This window comes from Nocardia sp. NPDC058518, assembly GCF_042719655.1.
Taxonomy (GTDB): domain Bacteria; phylum Actinomycetota; class Actinomycetes; order Mycobacteriales; family Mycobacteriaceae; genus Nocardia.
Genome location: NZ_JBHXNJ010000002.1, coordinates 254963 through 274167 on the forward strand (window position 1 = coordinate 254963; position 19205 = coordinate 274167).

Annotated in this window: 19 protein-coding genes; 8 read left to right on the plus strand and 11 right to left on the minus strand. The window is 69.0% G+C overall.

The annotated features are described in order from the left end of the window. Positions 1-202 precede the first annotated feature (202 nt). On the plus strand, positions 203-3196 hold the full coding sequence (fxsT, locus tag ACFWPX_RS05950; protein WP_378926412.1) for an FxSxx-COOH system tetratricopeptide repeat protein: 2994 nt from the start codon (positions 203-205) through the stop codon (positions 3194-3196). Positions 3197-3200: 4 nt separating this feature from the next. Here the strand turns inward: fxsT and ACFWPX_RS05955 are convergent, their stop codons facing one another. From ACFWPX_RS05955 to ACFWPX_RS06000, 10 genes are all read right to left on the minus strand, one after another. Next, on the minus strand, positions 3201-4031 hold the full coding sequence (locus tag ACFWPX_RS05955) for a putative RNA methyltransferase (RefSeq protein ID WP_378926566.1): 831 nt from the start codon (positions 4029-4031) through the stop codon (positions 3201-3203). Beyond that, on the minus strand, positions 4028-4195 hold the full coding sequence (locus tag ACFWPX_RS05960) for a DUF3117 domain-containing protein (RefSeq protein ID WP_011211259.1): 168 nt from the start codon (positions 4193-4195) through the stop codon (positions 4028-4030). Before ACFWPX_RS05960 ends, ACFWPX_RS05955 begins: the two co-directional genes overlap by 4 nt. A 106-nt stretch (positions 4196-4301) precedes the next feature. After that, positions 4302-4934 (minus strand): DNA-3-methyladenine glycosylase I, encoded by a 633-nt coding sequence (locus ACFWPX_RS05965; RefSeq protein ID WP_378915484.1) that lies wholly within the window; start codon positions 4932-4934, stop codon positions 4302-4304. Then, complete coding sequence (locus tag ACFWPX_RS05970; protein ID WP_378915485.1) at positions 4931-5251, minus strand: DivIVA domain-containing protein; 321 nt, start codon at positions 5249-5251, stop codon at positions 4931-4933. Before ACFWPX_RS05970 ends, ACFWPX_RS05965 begins: the two co-directional genes overlap by 4 nt. 119 nt (positions 5252-5370) lie before the next feature. Then, a complete protein-coding gene (locus ACFWPX_RS05975) occupies positions 5371-6507 on the minus strand; it encodes an Mrp/NBP35 family ATP-binding protein (protein ID WP_378915487.1) in 1137 nt (378 codons plus the stop codon). Positions 6508-6571: 64 nt separating this feature from the next. After that, positions 6572-7147, minus strand: a complete 576-nt coding sequence (locus tag ACFWPX_RS05980) for a hypothetical protein (RefSeq protein ID WP_378926413.1) — start codon at positions 7145-7147, stop codon at positions 6572-6574. Positions 7148-7231: 84 nt separating this feature from the next. Beyond that, positions 7232-8095, minus strand: a complete 864-nt coding sequence (locus ACFWPX_RS05985) for a lytic transglycosylase domain-containing protein (RefSeq protein ID WP_378926414.1) — start codon at positions 8093-8095, stop codon at positions 7232-7234. A gap of 96 nt (positions 8096-8191) precedes the next feature. Beyond that, on the minus strand, positions 8192-9496 hold the full coding sequence (locus ACFWPX_RS05990) for a lytic murein transglycosylase (RefSeq protein ID WP_378926415.1): 1305 nt from the start codon (positions 9494-9496) through the stop codon (positions 8192-8194). A 180-nt stretch (positions 9497-9676) separates the two neighbouring features. Next, on the minus strand, positions 9677-10267 hold the full coding sequence (locus ACFWPX_RS05995; protein ID WP_378915492.1) for a DUF1003 domain-containing protein: 591 nt from the start codon (positions 10265-10267) through the stop codon (positions 9677-9679). After that, on the minus strand, positions 10264-11571 hold the full coding sequence (locus tag ACFWPX_RS06000) for a magnesium transporter MgtE N-terminal domain-containing protein (RefSeq protein ID WP_378915493.1): 1308 nt from the start codon (positions 11569-11571) through the stop codon (positions 10264-10266). Before ACFWPX_RS06000 ends, ACFWPX_RS05995 begins: the two co-directional genes overlap by 4 nt. Positions 11572-11623: 52 nt before the next feature. On the opposite strand from ACFWPX_RS06000, the gene ACFWPX_RS06005 reads away from it, so the two are divergent. The 3 genes from ACFWPX_RS06005 to ACFWPX_RS06015 are packed head-to-tail and all read left to right on the plus strand — an operon-like array spanning position 11624 to position 13664. Then, positions 11624-12571, plus strand: coding sequence for an HpcH/HpaI aldolase/citrate lyase family protein (locus ACFWPX_RS06005; protein ID WP_378926568.1), 948 nt, complete (start codon positions 11624-11626; stop codon positions 12569-12571). Between the two features lie 12 nt (positions 12572-12583). Further along, positions 12584-13078, plus strand: coding sequence for a general stress protein (locus tag ACFWPX_RS06010; protein WP_056813349.1), 495 nt, complete (start codon positions 12584-12586; stop codon positions 13076-13078). A 4-nt stretch (positions 13079-13082) separates the two neighbouring features. Then, positions 13083-13664 carry a suppressor of fused domain protein gene (locus tag ACFWPX_RS06015; RefSeq protein WP_378926416.1) on the plus strand — a complete coding sequence of 194 codons (582 nt, stop codon included), beginning with the start codon at positions 13083-13085 and terminating at the stop codon, positions 13662-13664. Here ACFWPX_RS06015 and ACFWPX_RS06020 read toward each other — a convergent pair. Then, positions 13661-14746, minus strand: a complete 1086-nt coding sequence (locus ACFWPX_RS06020) for a magnesium and cobalt transport protein CorA (protein ID WP_378926569.1) — start codon at positions 14744-14746, stop codon at positions 13661-13663. The genes ACFWPX_RS06015 and ACFWPX_RS06020 overlap by 4 nt on opposite strands. A gap of 68 nt (positions 14747-14814) precedes the next feature. Between ACFWPX_RS06020 and ACFWPX_RS06025 the strand changes: the two genes are divergently transcribed. From ACFWPX_RS06025 to ACFWPX_RS06040, 4 genes are all read left to right on the plus strand, one after another. Continuing rightward, positions 14815-15669: a PHP domain-containing protein gene (locus tag ACFWPX_RS06025; RefSeq protein WP_378915497.1), complete on the plus strand. Its 855-nt coding sequence runs from the start codon at positions 14815-14817 to the stop codon at positions 15667-15669. After that, positions 15666-15932 (plus strand): hypothetical protein, encoded by a 267-nt coding sequence (locus ACFWPX_RS06030; protein ID WP_378926417.1) that lies wholly within the window; start codon positions 15666-15668, stop codon positions 15930-15932. The genes ACFWPX_RS06025 and ACFWPX_RS06030 overlap by 4 nt, the downstream gene beginning before the upstream one ends. A 50-nt stretch (positions 15933-15982) precedes the next feature. Next, the gene (locus ACFWPX_RS06035) at positions 15983-17539 is read left to right on the plus strand and encodes an FAD-binding protein (protein ID WP_378926418.1); all 1557 of its coding nucleotides are present in this window, start codon (positions 15983-15985) and stop codon (positions 17537-17539) included. A 419-nt stretch (positions 17540-17958) separates the two neighbouring features. Beyond that, a complete protein-coding gene (locus ACFWPX_RS06040) occupies positions 17959-19179 on the plus strand; it encodes an NADP-dependent malic enzyme (RefSeq protein WP_378926420.1) in 1221 nt (406 codons plus the stop codon). The last annotated feature ends 26 nt before the right edge of the window (positions 19180-19205 follow it).

Below are 19205 nucleotides of genomic sequence, written 5' to 3' on the forward strand. Positions count from 1 at the left end.
CACTCCCCCCGGCTCGCTTTTTCGTGGTGTTCTAACGGGCCAGCCAGGGGGTTCCGGGTCCCCACGTTGGTGAAATCGATGTTGCGCCCCCCCGGGCCGCGCGGCGCGCGGTGACGGCCGCCGCGGCATGGCCCCGGGTCCGCACCGCACTGCATGTACTGGTGGTGGCGGTCGGGGTCGCCGCGGCGGGGAAGGAGTGACTGTGCCGATCACGCTCGTCCACGTCGCCAAGGACTCGGTGTGGGTGCGTTGGCTGCGCCAGGAGTGGATCGACCGGCTCGCGGTCACCCGGATGGTGCCTGGCATCGAAGTCGCCGATGTGGTGCCACCGGCGGGGGATCTGATCGTCATCGTCAGCGAGGTACTGCTGGCGGTGTGGGGCAGGGAGTCGTCGAACTGGGCCGACCTGGTCGCCGCCGATCGCGCGATCACGGTGTGCCTGAGAGGGATCGACGCGGCGGCGCTGCCTGCGGCGCTGGCGAGCCTGCCGCTGGTCGACCTGGCCGCGGACGAGGATCATGTCCGCGCGCGGCTCGGACTCCCGCCCGCCACGGGCGCGCTGCCGTTGCGCGGGGACCGGGTCCGATTCCCCGGGCCGACGGCGGGTGCGCCGAAGGTGGTGCCCGAGTCGCTCACCGAACCGCGCTGGTTCTACGGGCGCTACGGCGAACTGGACGCCATCCGGGCCGGACTGGCCGTCACCGGGGCGGTGGTCCTGGTCGGTACCACCGCGTCGGGCAAGACCTCGCTGGCCAAGACCTACCTCGACCGGCACCGCTCGCAGTACGACCTGATCGCCTGGGTGAACGCGGGGAATCCGACGACGCTGCGCCATGACCTCGTCCGTCTCGCCGGGCCGCTCGGGCTCGAGAATGTCGTCGGAAATCAGGACGCGCATCGGCTGGTCGTGCAGCATCTCGTCCAGATGCCGCAGCGCTTCCTGCTCGTCTACGACGACGCGCGCCCCGATTCGGCAGGCGATCGACAGGCGGTGGGGTCCAAGCCCGCGCCGCTGGCCGAAGTCGTCCCGTGGGGCGGCAACGGGCACATTCTGTTCACCTCGAAAGTCCAGCGCTGGCAGGGTCCCCACACCGTCACGGTCCCGCTGTTCACCGACGACGACGGCGCCCGCTTCCTCAGCTATCACGTGCCCGAACTGGCCCACGACCTGATCGAACTAGCGGTGGAGGAGTCGGCGGGCAGTCCGCTGCTGCTGCACACGATGGCCCGCCGCGGCCGCGAGGACGCGGCCCGTCTCGCTGCCGACCTCCGCGAGAAAGCTTTCACAGCACCGACATTCATGCTCGACAAAGCCGATGCCCGCGAATACCGCGCGGTACAGCGGATACTCGGCAACTCGTTGCGCAGGCTCATCGACGCACCCGCCGGATCCGACGAGCGCGCCGCAGGCTACCTGCTGCGACTACTCGCCTACTTCGCGCCGAACATGCCGATCCCGCTGGTTCTGCTCGAGGCGGAGCCCGACGGTGTCCCCGTTGCCGACACCGTCGATCCGGGCTGGCAGGCCACGGTCCGCCGCAGCCTGCGCGACGAGGACCGGCGCACGCGGTTGCTCGAACTCATCCGCACCGAATCGCTCGCCGACACGCTCACCTTGACGACCCCGGTCGCTGTCGCGGCGACCGGGGTGGTGCTGCACTCGGTCATCACCATGGGTATCCAGGTCAATCTGTCCGACAGCCGCGTGCAGAGCATCCGGCACGAAGCCCATCGCATCCTGTGTGCCGCCGACCCGCGCCGCCCCGACCTCCCTGAACACTGGGAGCGCTACCACTGGCTGTGGCGCCAGCTCGATCCGAGCGGCGCGCTGGCCTGCGACCGGCTCGGCGATCCGCGGCACTCCTGCGGTGGCCTGCTCGGCATGACCGGTCACATCGTGCAGGCGTTGCGCAACCGCAGCGAGCTCACCGCGTCGGCCGCGCTCGGCGAGCGCGCCACCGACGCGTGGGCACCGCATCTGGGTGCGGACCACATCGGGATCGTCCGGCTGCGCACCACCACCGGCGATGTGCTGTGGCAGATGGACCGCTGGGAACAGGCACACGAGATCGCGCGGCGGGCACTGGCGGGGGTCGCGCCGAACCGGGACCGATATCCCGAGGAGTACACCGCGGCCTCGGATCTGATCGCGGCCTGTCTTCGCTCGTCCGGGGACTGGGCCGGATCGGTGGGCTACAACGAGGCCTCCTACGCGACGGTGCGCGCGGTCCTCGGGCCGGAGCATCGCGAGACCTTGCGCGCTCAGCACAATTTCGCGGTCGCGGTGCGCATGATGGGCCGCTTCGCCGAGGCGCTCGAGCTCGACAGCGCCGTCTACGCGAGCAGGCGCGGTGATCCCGACGACGAGGACCAGATCTTCGCGCTGCACTCACGCAACAATGTCGCCCGCGATCTGCGCGAACTCGGCCGCTACACCGAATCGGTGCGGGTTCAGGAGGAGGTGGTGCGCGACATGCTCACCCTGCTCGGTGACCCGCGTCAGCAGCACGTGCTGCGGGCGGAGAAGAACCTGGCCGTCTCCTACCGCAAGGCGGGCAGCTTCGCCGACGGCTACCGGTTGCAGCTGCGTGCCCTCGACCACCACGTCGCGGTGTACGGGCCCGACCACCCCGAATCGGTGGCGGCGCGCACCAACCTGGCCAACGACTGCCGCCTGCTCGACCGGCACGACGAGTCGCTCGAACTGGCCGAGGAGGCCTATCAGCGGTGCGCCGCGGTGCGCCCCGCCCATCCCTATACCGCCGCCTGCGCGGTGAACTTCGCGGCAGCACTGCGCACCGGCGGCGATTTCACCGACGCGCTCGACCTGGACCGGCAGGCCGTGCGGATATTCACCGATCGTCTCGGCGCGGCCCACCCGTACACCCTCGCGGCCGGTAGCGGCATCGCAGCGGATCTGGCCGGGCTGGGCGAGTACGCCGAGGCGGTCGAGATCGGCGCGGTGGTGCTCGACCGGTCGACCGAGGCGCGCGGCGCCGACCACCCGTACACCCTGCAGGTGGCGATCAACTACGCGCTGGACCTGCGGGCGCTGGGCCGGGTCACCGAAGCGGACGGTTTCGAGGCCGATGCACTGGGCAGATATCGCGCGACCCTTGGGCCGGATCATCCGGACACGGTGCAGGCGACACAGCGGCGGCGCGGCACCTGCGATGTCGAACCGCCGCCGATGTAGCCGCTCAGGAAATCGGGAGATAGGTCGACACGGTGACCGAGGCCGTCACCTCGGTGATCTCGGGTAGGGCCGCGATGCGTGGATCGTCGGCGGGGGTGCCGTGGAAGGCAGACGGGCCCATCGCCACGACATTGGTGACGTCAGGGCGGGACAGCTTCATCGGGAACTCGACGGCGGTGTGCTCGGCGCGAGTGAAGGTGCCTGCCAGTGAGTCGGCCAGGCGGCGGTCCTTGTCGGGGTCGACGCTCACCATCCCGAGAGGGCCGATCAGTTCGCCGAGATGACGAGCAGTGGGCGCGACGACGACGAAGCGTCCGCCCGGCGCGAGGACGCGGGCGACTTCGGCGGGGTTGCGCGGGGCGAAGACCGAGAGCACGCCGGTGATGGCGTCGTCGCGCACCGGCAGGCCGCGCCAGGCGTCGGCCAATACGGAGGCCATGCGGGAGTGCGCGCGGGCGGCTCGGCGGGCGGCGGGCTTGGCCACGTCCAAGGCGATGCCGAGGGCACCGGGATGCGCGTCGAGTACATCGGCGAGGTAGTAGCCCGTACCCGCGCCGATTTCGAGCACCGTGGGATCGGTGTCGAAGGCACGGGCGATCGCCGCGGCGATCGGGGCGAAATGGCCCGCACCCTGAAAAGCGGCGCGGGCGTCGAGCATGTCGGCGGTATCGCCGGTCATCTTCGTCGATGCGCCGGTCAGCAGCCCGACATAACCCTGGCGGGCGATGTCGAAGCTGTGGCCGGTACCGCATCGCAGCGCATGATCGTGCGGTTGCAGTGCATCGCCGCACTCCGGGCAGGCCAGAAGTGCGGCGACCTCGGTCAGCGCATTCAGCTGGTGACGCTCTTCAGTTCGTCACCGAGCGCCGCAGCCTCGTCCGGTGTGAGTTCGACGACCAGACGCCCGCCACCCTCGAGTGGAACCCGCATGACGATTCCACGACCTTCCTTGGTTGCTTCGAGGGGACCGTCCCCGGTACGGGGCTTCATGGCCGCCATCCTCTGCTCCCTCCAGATCTGCGCGGTGGTTCTGCGCACTGTTTTCTCGTCTGCCGGTTGTCGCCAACCAGCGGGCTCGCCGGGTGTTCGGCGGGCCACACCGGTCCTATTCTTCCCTATTGCCGTCGCGGGCGGACACCTGAGTGCGAAATGTGACTGCTGAGTCGGTTCCGTTCGGTACCGCGGTCACCCAGCAAACATCCAGGTGATCGTCCACCATGCCGGTTGCCTGCATGAGGGCATACGCCGTCGTCGGGCCGACGAAAGCGAACCCGCGACGCTTCAATTCCTTTGCCAGAGCAACGGATTCGGGTGTGGTGGCGGGCACATTCGCGATCGAGGTGGGCCGTGGGCGTGGCGCGGGTGCGAACGACCACACCAGCTCGTCGAGGCTCACCGGCAGGTCGCGAGCAACTCGGGCATTGTTGATCACCGCGTCGATCTTGGCGCGGTTACGCACGATGCCGACGTCGGCCAGCAGCCGCGCGCGGTCGTGATCACCGAATTCGGCGACCTTCGCGATCTCGAAACCGGCGAACGCGGTGCGGAACGCCGGTCGCTTACGCAGAACGGTGATCCAGGCCAGCCCGGACTGGAAGGCTTCGAGGCAGAGCCGTTCGAACATGGCGTCGTCGCCGTGCAGGGGCCTGCCCCACTCGGTGTCGTGGTAATCGCGGTACAGCTGTGAGCCGGTCGACCAGTCGCAGCGAACGAGGCCGTCGTCGGCGAGCTCGCTCACCCGCGATCCTGGCCCGCCGCCACCTGCGCCTGCCACTGCCGAGCCTGCGCCAGCTCGAACTCGAGTTCATCGATCCGCTCGGCCAGCCTGCTCAGCGCCCAGTCGACCTCACCGGCCTTGTAACCGCGCACCACCTGCTGGAACCGCAACGCCCGCACATCGGCCCCCGTGACGCCGTCGGCGGGCAGCACGGTAGCGGTGGTCCCCTCGGGCAGGGGCCCGAGCTCCTCGGACCGCCCGAATACCGCACTGGCGACGAGGAACAGCATCGCCGCGACCAACCCGACGATGAGCACGTATAGAAGCAGCGTCAGCATGAAGCTCCCCCGCCTCTCCGGGAATTCAGGCCGGATTCGTGCACGGACTTGCGCACCGTTGGCGGCCGACGGTTCTCGAGGTGATCAGGTTTGCCCGTACCCGGTGAGTTACCCATGTTCTACAGATGCCGAGTGGTGTCGATTCCCAGCGACATGCCTGCCAATCCGCGCTTGCGGACGGCGAGTTTGTCGGCGATACCGAGCAGGGCGACGGCGGCGGGGTTCTCCGGGTCGGAGAGCACGATCGGGTTGCCGTCGTCGCCGCCTTCGCGCAGGGCCTGCTCGATCGGGACCTGGCCGAGCAGTGGCACATTCGAGCCGACGGCGCGGGTGAGGCGGTCGGCGACGACCTGGCCGCCGCCGGAGCCGTAGAGCTCCATGCGTGAACCATCCGGCAGGTCGAGCCAGGACATGTTCTCCACGACCCCGGCGATGCGCTGGCGGGTCTGCAGGGCGATCGCACCCGCACGCTCGGCCACCTCGGCGGCGGCGATCTGCGGGGTGGTCACGACCAGGATCTCGGCGCTCGGGATGAGCTGGGCAAGGGAGATCGCGACGTCGCCGGTGCCGGGCGGCAGGTCGAGCAGCAGCACGTCCAGGTCGCCCCAGAACACGTCGGCGAGGAACTGCTGCAGCGCGCGGTGCAGCATCGGACCGCGCCACACCACCGGGGTATTGCCCTGGGTGAACTGCGCGATCGAGATCATCTTCACGTCGTGCGCGACGGGCGGCATGATCATCCGCTCGACCTGGGTGGGCTTGGCGTCGGAGCCGAGCATGCGCGGGATGGAGTGGCCGTAGATATCGGCGTCGAGCACACCGACCGACAGCCCGCGCTGGGCCAGCGCCACGGCGAGGTTGGCGGTGACGCTGGACTTGCCGACGCCACCCTTGCCGGAAGCCACCGCGTAGACACGGGTCAGCGAGCCGGGCTGGGCGAACGGGATGACCGGCTCGGCCGAATCGCCACGCAGCGACTTGCGCAGCTCGGTGCGCTGCTCATCGCTCATCACATCGAGGTCGACGGTCACCGCGCCCGCTCCGTTGACGTCCGCGACGGCCTTGGTGACCCGCTGAATGATCTCGGTCCGCAGCGGGCACCCGGAGGTGGTCAGGTAGATCTCGATGTGCACATCACCGCTGTCGGCGATGGCGATGGACTTGACCATCCCCAACTCGGTGATCGGTTTGCGGATCTCCGGGTCGTCGACCTTCGCGAGCGCCGCCCGCACATCCGCTTCCGTAATCACTGCCATACGCCCGATGTTATCCCCCCAGCGATAACGAGCCATTCGGGGATTCGAAGACGGTCCCGAGACTTCAGCGGGAATCGGCCCGGTTCTGCTCGACCGCCGCCACGAAATCCGGGTGCGCGGAAACGATCAGCTGGTCGGCTGTGTCGTTCATCCAGACATCCGCGAAATACCCGGATCGACTCCAAGCCAGCACCGCCGACAACAACGCGATCGGCATGCACCCAGGGATCACTGCCAATCCCAGCGGTATATAGAACTGCGTGAGCTCGAGTTGTGTGGCTGTGAGAAGGCCGACGATCGTCAGCACTACCGCGAGCAGCGACAGCGCCGCGATCCACCGGAACCGCCGGACCTCGGCCAGGCAGTATTCGCAGGCCGGACACTGGAACCTGACGCGCGCCTCGGCACTACTCCATCGGCTGGGCGGCATCGAGCTCAGTAGGACCCGCACTGTCGGCATCTCCGAATTCGGCCCGCTGGAATTCACCACGAAGTCACGGCGGTCCACAGCAGGCAGGCCGTGCTCGCTGCACAGCTCGGGCATCGACTCGGTCAGGACCAGCTCCATCGGCGTCGCCGCGTAAATCGGGAGCCATTCCGGATTGACCTCGGTGTCGAACACCACTTGCTCGCGGGTCATCCCCGCCCCCGCGAGACCGTCATTGCAGCCACCCCCGTTGCCGGCGTCCGTGGAAATACATTCGCCCCCCTGTCATCGGCGACGCTAGTGGATCCGGGGGAGGTCTTGCGGCTTGGGGGCGAGGCCGCTGGAGTACGAACCCGACCAGGCCATCACGTTGGCGACGTAGGCCATCGAGTTGTTGTAGCGCAGGATCGCCTTCGACTGCTGGGAGAGATCGCGCATGTTCAGGCCGCCGTCGCACAGGTAGCGGCCCGCGGTGAGGGCCGCGTCGAAGAGGTTCTGGGGGTCGGCGATGCCGTCGGCGTTGCCGTCGGCGGCGTAGCGGTGCCAGGTTTCGGGCAGGAACTGCATCGGGCCGATGGCGCGGTCGTAGCCGCCGAGGCCGTCGAGCTCGCCGTCGTCGCTGTCGTGGATGACATTGTTGCCCGAGAGGCTGCCGTCGAGGACGGGTCCGTAGACCGCCTTGATCGGATTGCCCTGCGCGTCGGCTTTGCCGTAGGCGTGGGTGGATTCGACGCGGCCGATGCCCGCCAGCAGCGACCAGGACATTCCGCAGTGCGGATTCTCCACGGCCAGTTGCTGTTCGGCGGTCTGATAGGCGGCGACGGCGATGCCGGGAATGCCGAGCGGACCCGCAGGCATATCGGCGGACGAGCGATCACCCGACAGCGCAACGGTTTTCACGACCGGCGTGGCCGAGGCCGACTGGCGCGCTTCCGCGTGTACGACCTCGGCGAAACCGGCCTGCGGCGCCGCGACCAGCTCGGCCGTCGCCTCCGGCTCGGCGCCGGGCAGCAGGTCGTGCTCGACAGCTGCGTTGGTTGCTGTGGTCGCCTCGGTGGCGGCCGCGGTAACGGCTACCAATCCAGCGGGGACCAAACCGGTCAATGCGATGAGCGAGCTACGCCGAACTGTCGTAGCAGGCTGTTTCCGATGACGACCCACTGTGTGGTGCCCTCCTCAACCGTGTTGGATGAGAAGAGATTACCGCACCCGAGACCTTTTTGTTACCCCTCTGTGATCTGAGTTTCGGTTTGATTTCTACGGAGCCGGTGCGGGGGCGGGCGGCAGCGGGATGACGATGCCGAACGGCAGCGTGATGCCGGGTTGCTGGGTCGGCGCCGCCGGGGCGGGCTCGGCGGGTGCGGGTTCCTCGGCGGGCGCGACACCTGGTTCCGGTGTCTTCTCCGGCGTGACGGGTGCGGGCTTCTCGGTGGGCTCGGCGGCGGCCGGCGCGCACGCGGCGGGTTCGACCACCGGCTGCTCGGGCACGGCCGGATCCTTGGGCGCCGCGGCGCCGTAGGTCTGCTGGGCGGGCTTGTCGGCGGGCCGCGGTGCGGGTTCGAGCGGGTTCGGCATCTGCGCGGGCACCGGCTCGCTCACACAGGTTTCGGGCGGCGCGACCGGCGCCGGGCAGAAGATGCCACACGGGATCGGCGGCAGACCGGGCAGCGTGATCATCACCTGGGTCGGCGTGGTGACCTTCGGGGTGGTCGGGGTGGTCGGCGTGGGCGTGGTGGAGGGGGTGTTGGTCGACGCGGCCAGCACATTGGGCGCCACCAGCGGACCACTGCCCGGCGGGATGATCTCCGGCGAGATGGCCACCTGGCTCGGTGCGCCGCCGGTGCGATACGCCGCCGACCAGCTCAGCACATTGGCCGCGTAGGACATGGAGTTGTTGTAGCGCAGTACCGCTCGCAGTTCCTGGGCGGCCTCGCGCAGGTTCATGCCACCTGAGCAGAGGTACTTGCCCGCGGCCAGCGCGGCGTCGAAGACATTGTGCGGGTCCGAGGCGCCGTCGCCGTTGCCGTCGGCGGCGTAGTGCACCCAGGTGCTCGGCAGGAACTGCATGGGACCCATCGCCCGCACGAATCCGCCGTCGGCTTCCTTGATGATCTCGTTGCCGGGCAATGTGCCGTCGAGGGCGGGCCCGAAGATCGGCGTCGTGGTCGTGCCCGCGGGGTCGGTGCGGCCGCTGCTGGCGTGCCCGGATTCGATCCGGCCGATACCCGCGAGCAGGTTCCAGGTGAGACCGCAGCCCGGCTGTGCCGATTCCAGGGCCAGCTCGGCATTGCGGTAGGCGGCGAGCACGATCTCCGGGATGCCGAGTGCGCCGCTGCCGATGGGTAGCGAAATGCTCTGTAGCGGAACGGTCCCCGCGAAGGGCGCGGCGCTGTTGGCGTTCGGCGAGAGGGCACGCAACCTGCGGGGGGCCTCCTGCGCGATCGGTAGCAGGCCGACGACCTCGGACGGATCGACTTCGGGCGTGTCCTCGGCGGTGCTCGCGGTGGCGGCCAGCAGGGCCTCCGGTGCGGTCGGCGCGGTGCTCGAGTCGCTGGTGTTCACCCCCGATCCCGAGGCGACGAGACCTGCGACTACAAGGGCCGACATCGTTATCGGAGCTGAGATTCGCACGGCCACACCCTTTTCGTCGAAAAGCAGCGAGCCGCAGAGTCCCCCTCCGGCCCGCCCGGAACAACGTGATCCAGGTTACCTACCGGTCAGGAAGTTGTTGAGCATTTCCGGTCATACGTCTGGAGCACCAGGCGAAATCGGGGCGGAAGAGGGCGTTTGACCGGAGGTTTTCTTGCGGACCGCTTTCCGCTTTTTGTCCGTCTTCGGCGCGCCGTCGGGCGTGGTGACCGCGTCGATGCGGTCGAGCATGTCTTTGATCTCTTCCAGTTCCCGGCGCAGGTAGTCGCGGGTGGCGACCTCGCCGACCGCGAGGCGCAGCGAGGCGAGCTCGCGGGCGAGGAACTCGGTATCGGCCTTGGTCTGCGCGGCCCTGGTCCGGTCCTCTTCGAGGGAGACCTTGTCCCTGTTGTCCTGGCGGTTCTGCGCCAGCAGGATCAGCGGCGCCGCATAGGCGGCCTGGGTGGAAAAGGCCAGGTTGAGCAGGATGAACGGGTACGGATCCCAGCGCAGCCACACCACGAACACATTGAGCACGATCCACACGATGACGATCAGCGTCTGGATCGCCAGATAGCGTCCGGTGCCGAGGAACCGCGCGACCCGCTCGCTGCTGCGGGCGAACGCGTCGGAGTCCCAGTCGAAACTGAACCGCGACCCGACCGGGGTCTCCAGTCGCTGCCTGGCCGGATTCTTCTCACTCACGCCGAACTCCCGTGCACCAGACTCTCATCCACCCGGCCGAGCGCCGGTGGTTCCTCTTCCCGCCAGTCCTCGGGCAGCAGATGGTCGAGGACGTCGTCGACGGTCACCGCGCCGAGCAGGTGATTCTCCGCGTCGACCACCGGCCCGCACACCAGGTTGTAGGTGGCGAAATAGCGGGTCACCGCCGAGAGCGGCAGATCGGGTGACAGCGGCGCCAGATCACTGTCGACGATCCCGCCAACCAGATGCGCGGGCGGTTCCCGCAGCAGCTGCTGAATGTGCACGCAGCCCAGGTAGCGGCCGGTCGGGGTGGCCGTCGGCGGTCGCACGACGAAGGCCATCGAGGCCAGCGCGGGCGTGAGGTCGGGGTCGCGGACCCGAGCCAGCGCCTCGGCCACCGTTGTCGCGGGCCCGAGGACGATCGGTTTCGGCGTCATCAGACCGCCCGCGGTGTCGGGGGAGTGCGCGAGCAATCGGCGCACCGGCTCGGATTCCTCGGGATCCATCAGGGCCAGCAGCGATTCGGCTTCGCTCTCCGGCAGCTCGCCGAGCAGGTCGGCGGCGTCGTCGGGGTCCATCGCCTCGAGCACGTCGGCGGCGCGGCGCACCTCGAGATGGCCGAGCAGGTCCACCTGGTCGTCGTCGGGCAGTTCCTGGACCACGTCGGCGAGGCGTTCGTCATCGAGGGCGATCGCCACCTCGATGCGACGTTTCTCCGGCAGCTCACGCAACCGATGCGCGACATCGGCCGCGCGCAGCCCCTCGAACTGGGTGAGCAGGGTCGTCACGTCCTGGCCAGGCCGGTCCACCTCGGCCGGGGTGAGCCCGTCGACCTGCGACCACTCCACGACGTGCACCGCGCGCCTGCGCCCGATCCGCCGATGCCCGCGCACCGCGACCCGGCTGACGATCCAATCCCGTGTCCTGGTCTGCTCCATCCCCAGATCGGCGACGAGCACATCGACGTCGGCCAGATCCGGCAGATCGGGGTCGTTCACCCGCACCTGCGAATCCACGATCTGCGCCAGGGCGAGGAGTTCACCCACGCGCTGGGCGAACCGGCGCAGGCTCACGGTCCCGGTATTGAGCGTGACCATGCCGGGTTCGATCGCGGTGACTCGCAGCATCGGCACGAAAATTCGTCGCCGGGTGAGCAATTCGACGACGAGCCCGTGCACACGCGGCGGCTGGCGCCCGTGCCGGACGGCGACGACCACGTCGCGGACCCGGCCGATAGACTCCCCGTCCGGACCCAGCACCGTCAGGCCGGCGAGCCGGGCGACATACACCCTGGTGGTTGCCATGACCATCAGGTTATCGGTCGGGTACGGCCGCATCAGTCAGGAGGCGCTCCTCATGAAGCCACGTCGTTCGGTGCTCGCTGTACCGGGAAGCAACCCGAAGATGATCGCCAAGGCGAAGACTCTGCCGGTGGACGAGGTGTTCCTCGATCTGGAGGACGCGGTCGCCCCCGGCGCCAAGGCCGCCGCGCGGGCGAACATCGTCGCCGCGCTGAACGAACCCGGGTGGGGTGCGCAGTTGCGGGTGGTCCGGGTCAACGACTGGTCCACCGAATGGACCTTCGCCGATGTGATCAGCGTGGTCGAGGGCGCGGGCAGCTGGCTCGACGCGATCCTGCTGCCCAAGGTCACCGATGCGGGACAGGTGCAGGCCCTCGATCTGCTGCTGACCCAGCTGGAGAAGGCCGGCGGCCTCGAGGTCGGGCGGATCGGCATCGAACCGCAGATCGAGAACGCGCTCGGCCTGCGCAATATCGATGCGATCGCCACCGCGAGCCCGCGCGTGCAGACGCTGGTGTTCGGGCCCGCCGATTTCATGGCCAGCATCAATATGCGCACGCTGGTGGTCGGCGAGCAGCCGGAGGGTTACGACGTCGGCGACGCCTACCACCACATCCTGATGACGATCCTGCTCGCCGCCCGAGCACACGGTTTGCAGGCGATCGACGGCCCCTACCTGCAGATTCGCGATATCGACGGTTTCCGCCGGGCCGCGGGCCGTACGGCCGCACTGGGTTTCGACGGCAAGTGGGTGCTCCATCCCGGCCAGGTGGACGCGGCCAACGAGATCTTCAGCCCACGCCAAGCCGACTACGACCGCGCCGAATTGATCCTGGAGACCTACGCCTTCCACACCTCCGAGGCAGGTGGCGCGCGCGGAGCTGTCATGTTGGGAGATGAGATGATCGACGAGGCAAGCGCCAAAATGGCTCAGGTTGTAGCAGACAAAGGCCGAGCAGCCGGGATGACGCGTTTCACTGCGGCACAGCCGGTCCAGGAATAGCAGAATAGGACTATGACGAATCCCTTGGGCAACTCGAATCGCGGGCGGCAGGCGTTGCCGACGCCGCCGTCGGGCTGGCCGGTCGGCTCCTATCCCACCTACGCCGAGGCGCAGCGTGCGGTCGACTACCTGGCCGACGGGCAGTTCCCGGTGCAGGACGTGACCATCGTCGGTGTCGATCTGATGCAGGTCGAGCGGGTGCTCTACCGGCTGACGTGGGGCAAGGTCATCGGCGGCGGCGTGGTGTCGGGTGCGTGGCTTGGCCTGTTCCTCGGTCTACTGCTGAGCCTGTTCACCACCACCGGTGGCGCGCTCGGACCCCTTGTCGTCGGTCTGCTCGGCGGCATCGTCTTCGGCGTCATCACCACCTCGATCCCGTACGCGGCCACCAAGGGTCAGCGCGATTTCGCCTCGACCATGCAGTTGGTGGCGGGGCGCTACGACGTGCTGTGCGATCCGAAGTCCGCCGAACAAGCCCGCGACATGCTGGCCCGATTGGCCCTGTAGCGCAATGGATGTAGAGAACACGGTCCGCACCGCGGTGCTGGATCACTTCGAAGTCGAGCGCGCACAGGTCGACTCGGCCTCGGTGACCTTCCTCGGGCTCGAACCCGTGGAGATCCTGCGTATTCCGGGCGACGGCGCGGTCCACTACGCGACGCTGGGCGGTTCACGTCATCCGATGGGTGATCCGACCGATCTGCTGGCCGATCCGGTGCGCGGACCGCGCGCCGAACTGATCCTGACGCTGTTGATGAGCGCCGACCCGCAGGTCGGGGTGGCCAAGTCCCTCGGTGTCCTGGTCGCCTCGCCGTCGGTGGAAGGTGTTGTGCTGCAAGCCGACGCGCTACTCGATCTCGGCGAACCGCTGTGGCGCAACGCGAAGTTCACCGCGGTGGTACTAGGCGAGAGCGACATCCCCGCGATTCCGCTGCCCGATCCCGCCGACCCGGTGCGCTACCTCAGCGTCACCCCGGTGACCGCGACCGAGGCCGCCTGGGTACGGGTCCGCGGTGCGCAGGCGCTACGCGACGCGTGGGCCGAGGCCGGCATCGACGTGCGTGACCCCGAACGTGGCGCGGTGAACCTCTAGAGCCACTTGTTTCGGCGGAAACTGCGGAACAACAGCGCGCACAGCCCTCCCATGAGCATCAGCACGGCGGGATAGGCCCACACCTGGTGCAGCTCCCACATGTGGTCGAAGTTCATGCCGTAGACGCCCGCGATCATCGTCGGCACCGCCGCCATCGCGGCGTAGGCCGAGATCTTGCGCATGTCGGTGTTCTGCTGGACGCTGATCTTGGCCAGGGCCGCGTTGACCAGCGCGTTGAGCGATTCGTCGAAGTAGGTGATGTGCTCGGAGACGCTGGTGTGGTGATCGGCGACGTCGCGCAGGTAGCGGCGAATCTCCTTGGGTAGCGGCAGCTCCTGGTTGTGGACCAGTTGCTGCAACGGCAATCCGAGTGGCCCGACGGCCCGCCGCAGTTCGACGACTTCACGTTTGAGCTGATAGATCGCCCCGATGCCGATCTTCGACGTGGGCGTGAACACGGCCTCTTCCATCTCGTCGATGTCCTCTTCCACCGATTCCGACACCTCGACGTAGGAGTCGACCACGTGGTCGGCCACCGCGTGCAGCACCGCGCACGGACCCAGCCGCAGCTGATCGGGATTGCCCTCGAGTTCCCGGCGCACCCCGGCGAGGCCGGTGTGTTCGCCGTGGCGCACGGTGATCGCGAAATGCGGGCCGGTGAAGACCATGATGTCGCCGGTCTCGACGATCTCGCTGATGGCGTGGATATCGTGCTCGACGTAGCTGACAGTGCGCATGACCAGGAACAGGGTGTTGTCGTAGCGCTCCAGCTTGGGGCGCTGGCGGCCCTGCACTGCGTCTTCCACCGCGAGCGGGTGCAGGTCGAAGATCCGGGCGATCTCGTTCATCTGCGACTCATCGGGATCGTGCAGGCCGACCCAGACGAAGCCGGATTCGGTCTTGCTCGCCTCGCTCAATGCCTGCTGCGGGGTGAAGTGTCCCGGTGTGCGTACTCCGTCGACATAGACGCCGCAGTCGACGATGGCGCGCGCGGTCGGCACCGGGATCCGCGGTCGTGGATGCGTGGCCCGGCCCGGGCCACGAAACGACGGCATCGGCGGTAGGGAGGGCACCAGCGCGATCCTACGGCCACCACCCGTCTCGGCGGACGAGCGCGCGCAGGCCGAGACCGCACTGTAAGACTGAGGGTGTGCGCATCGACCTGCATACCCATTCCACCGCCTCCGACGGCACCGACACCCCGGCCGAACTGGTGCGGCATGCCGCGGCGGCCGGTCTCGACGTTGTCGCGATCACCGACCACGACACCACCGCCGGCTGGGCCGAGGCCGAGGCCGCCCGCCCGCCGGGGCTCACGTTGGTGCGCGGCATGGAGATGTCGTGCACGGGCATGGGGGAGGACGGCCACCCGGTGCCGGTGCACCTGCTGGCGTATCTGTTCGACCCCACCGACCGCGGGTTCGCCACCGAACGTGAGCGGTTGCGCGGCGAGCGGGTGGCCAGGGTGCGGGCGATGGCCGACAAGATGGCGGCCGACGGACTGCCGATCGATCCCGACGCGGTGATGGCGAGCGCCGGTCCCGCCGTCGGCAGGCCGCATCTGGCGCAGGCGCTGGTCGCGGCCGGAGTCGTCGAGAGCGTGAACGCCGCGTTCACCGAGCTACTGGCCCCGCACGGGCCGTACTACGCCGAGAAGGCCGACACCCCGCTGACCCGGGCGGTGCAGTTGATCGCGGCCGCCGGCGGGGTCAGCGTGATCGCCCATGCCCGTGCGCGCACGCGGGGCAGGCTGCTCGCGCTCGACGAGATCAGGGCGCTGGCCGAGCTCGGCCTCGGCGGGCTCGAGATCGACCACCCGGATCACAACGCCGCCGATCGCCTTGTGCTGACCGGACTCTCGCGGGAATTGGGCCTGGTCCGAACCGGCTCGTCGGACTATCACGGCAGCAACAAGACCATCGAGATCGGCGCGTGCGCCACCGATCCAGAGCAGTACGAAGCGCTCATCGACAAGGCGAGCGGGACGCCGGTGATCGCCCCGTGACGCTGGTGCGCACGGTCAGCGGCGTCGTCGCGGGCGGGGTGCTCGTGCTGTTGTGCGTGGTCATCGGCGCGGCCGTGATCGGCTCGCGCCGCGACTTTCCCGGGCCGGGCGCCGAATCGCTGACTTGGCATTTCGTGGCCGCGGTGGTGGTGGTCGTGACCCAGGGCTTCGCCGATCGGCGTCGCGGGATGCCGGCATTGCTGGGATCCGTGGCGGTCTTGGTCACGGCCGGCGTATTGCTTTGGACACAATGGTGGGGTTGACGGACGCGTAATGGTTGCGGGCGGGTGAACTGTGCCCGAATATTTCTCTTGTGACCAGCATCGAAACGGACGTCTTGATCCTCGGCGGTGGACCCGCCGGGCTCTGGGCCGCCGTCGCTGCCGCGGCGACGGGTGCGCGGGTGGTTCTGGTCGACAAGAGCCGCTGCGGTTCCAGCGGTCCCACCGTGTACGGCACCACCGTGCTCTGGGACATTCCGCCCGGTCCCGGCCGTGCCGAGGCGGTCGAGAAGGTGTTCGTGGCCGGCGGCGGTCTCGGTGACCGGGCCTGGCTGCACCGCGTCGTCGACGAGACCCACCGGCGATTGCAAACCTGGTCGGGCACCCGCCACCGCGTGCCCGACCCGAACGGCGACCCGGCCCACGTGCACTTCGACGGCGCGAGCTACCTGCGCAGACTTCGTCGCGGCGCGCTGGAGGCGGGCGTGCGCATCCTCGATCATCATCCGGCGCTACAACTGCTCGTCGATCCGGCGGGCACGGTGGTCGGGGCCGCCGGGGTTCAGCGCCACAACAAGTTTCGGCCGTGGGCCATCCGGGCGGGCGCGGTTGTGGTTGCCACCGGTGGCTGTGCCTTCCTGTCCGGCGGTGCGGGCACCGAGGTGAGCACCGGCGAGGGCCTGCTGATGGCGGCCGAGGCCGGTGCCGAACTGTGCGGGATGGAATTCTCCAGTGCCTACGGACTGGCGCCGGTGCTCTCCCGAGTACATCCGCATCCGGCGGTCGCGCCCGGTCTGTCGGTGCATTTCGCGGCCCTCTACGACGAAGCGGGCACCGAACTGCCCGACCGGTATCCGGCGGCGCTCACCGCCATCGCCGACGGCAGGCGGGTCTTCGCCGCCCTGAACGAGGTGCCCGACACCGTCCGGCACTGGCTGAGCAGACACGGCGCGGTCGATGCCACGGGACGGGTTCCCGTCCGGGCGGTGCTGGAGGGAACCATCCGTGGCGCGGGCGGACTCGCTCTCGCCGACACCGATTGCTCGACAACGATCCGTGGCCTGTTCGGTGCGGGCGATGTGACGGGCAGACAGGTGGTCACCGGGGCGGCGGGCGCCGCAGGCGGTCTCAACGGTGCGTGGGCACTGGCCTCTGGCACCTGGGCGGGGCAGGGTGCCGCCGCGTTCGCGGTGGCCAACGAACGGGCCAGCAGCGCGCGCCCCGTGCCCGGCGCGGGCCTTGGCCCCCATGCCCACATCGATCCGCGTTCGGTGGTCGGCCTGGTGCAGGAACACACGCTGCCGCTGCGCCGCAGCTACCGGCGCAGCGCGGGCAGCCTCGCCGACAGCATCGCCGAACTGGACGCCATGTGGCCCGGCGCCCAGTTCGAACTCGGCGGCCTCGGCGTCGGGCAGCTGCGCGCACGCCAGGCGGCTGCCCTGCTCGCCGTCGCCCGGTGGGCGGGCTACAGCGCGCTCGTGCGTGCCGAGAGCCGCGGTATCCACCGGCGCATCGACCACCCCGACGCGTGCCCGGATTGGCTGGTCCGGCTGCGCTGTGGTGGGCTCGACGACGTCTGGGTGCGTCGAGAGGAATGGCCGGAGCCACTCGGCGGCGAGCTCACCGCGGCCACCCCCGCCACGGTGTGAAAGTTCACCGGATGTTCCCGCTGCGCTGCGAGTTTTCGCTTACGCCACGGCAATTCGACACGGCTACGCTCGACACATGACGCGGTTTGGCAATCGACGCACCATGCTGGCAGAATGTTGCGGATTCCCTTCCCTTGCCACCGCCGGGATCGGGGACATCGGCGACCTTCCGCCGTGCGACGCACCGTCGCAGCGTCGGTCGACCCTGCTCGCCCGGACACACCCGTCCGGTTCCGCTCGGCAGATCAGTGCCGCGCCACGCGTACCGGTAGCCACCGCGAAACGCGTGCGGTCGCGCACCCGAAGAGCGTTGTAGCGATCCAACGCCGTAGAAATCCGGCGTCCCAGAAATTAGTAGTTCCGATATACCCGGCGGTAACCGTCCCCCGGTTGAGCCCGACTCGAGCAGGAGTGAAATCGTGTCACCTGTGACTGACGCACCGAATGCCACCGCGGCGCCCAAGGCCGATGACGCAGCGAGCCTCGCTGCCATCACCAACGACGAGATCTTCGCGGGCCACCTCGGCGGCAAGCTGTCGGTCGAGCTGAGCGCCCCCCTCGAGACCCAGCGCGATCTGTCCATCGCCTACACCCCCGGTGTCGCCCAGGTCAGCCGTGCGATCGCCGAGGACGCGGCGCTCACCAAGACCTACACCTGGACCGACCGCCTCGTGGTCGTGGTCAGCGACGGCACCGCCGTGCTCGGCCTCGGCGACATCGGCCCGCGCGCCTCGCTGCCCGTGATGGAGGGCAAGGCCGCGCTGTTCAAGAAGTTCGCGGGCCTGAACTCGATCCCGCTGGTGCTCGACACCACCGACCCCGACGAGATCGTCCAGACGCTGATCCACCTGCGTCCGAGCTTCGGCGCGGTGAACCTGGAAGACATCTCCGCCCCCCGCTGCTTCGAGATCGAGCGCCGCGTCATCGAGGCGCTCGACTGCCCGGTCATGCACGACGACCAGCACGGCACCGCCATCGTGGTGCTGGCCGCCCTCAAGGGCGCGGCCGCGGTGCAGGGCCGTGACATGTCGGCGCTCAAGGTCGTCGTCTCCGGTGCCGGTGCGGCCGGTGTGGCCTGCGCGAACATCCTGATCGCCGCCGGTGTCCCCGACGTGGTCGTGCTCGACTCCAAGGGCATTGTCAGCGCCGGTCGCGACGGCCTCAACGGGGTGAAGGCCGACCTGGCCGCCCGCTCCAACCCGCGTGGCCTGACCGGTGGCCCGGCCGACGCGCTGGCCGGTGCCGATGTGTTCCTCGGCCTGTCCGCGGGCACCATCCCCGAGGAGCTCATCGCCTCGATGGCGCCGGAGGCGATCGTGTTCGCCATGTCCAACCCGGATCCGGAGATCCACCCCGACGTGGCCGCCAAGTACGTGGCGATCGTGGCGACCGGCCGCAGCGACTTCCCGAACCAGATCAACAATGTGCTCGCCTTCCCCGGCGTGTTCAAGGGTGCGCTCGATGCCGGTGCCCGCCGGATCACCGAGGGCATGAAGGTCGCCGCCGCGAACGCCATCTTCGGTGTCGTGGCCGACGAGCTCGCCGTCGACAAGATCATCCCGAGCCCGCTCGACCCGCGCGTCGCTCCGGCTGTGGCCGAGGCCGTCGCGGAAGCCGCGCGCGCCGAGGGTGTCGCCTAGTAAATTCTCCGCTCACAGCGCCTCGT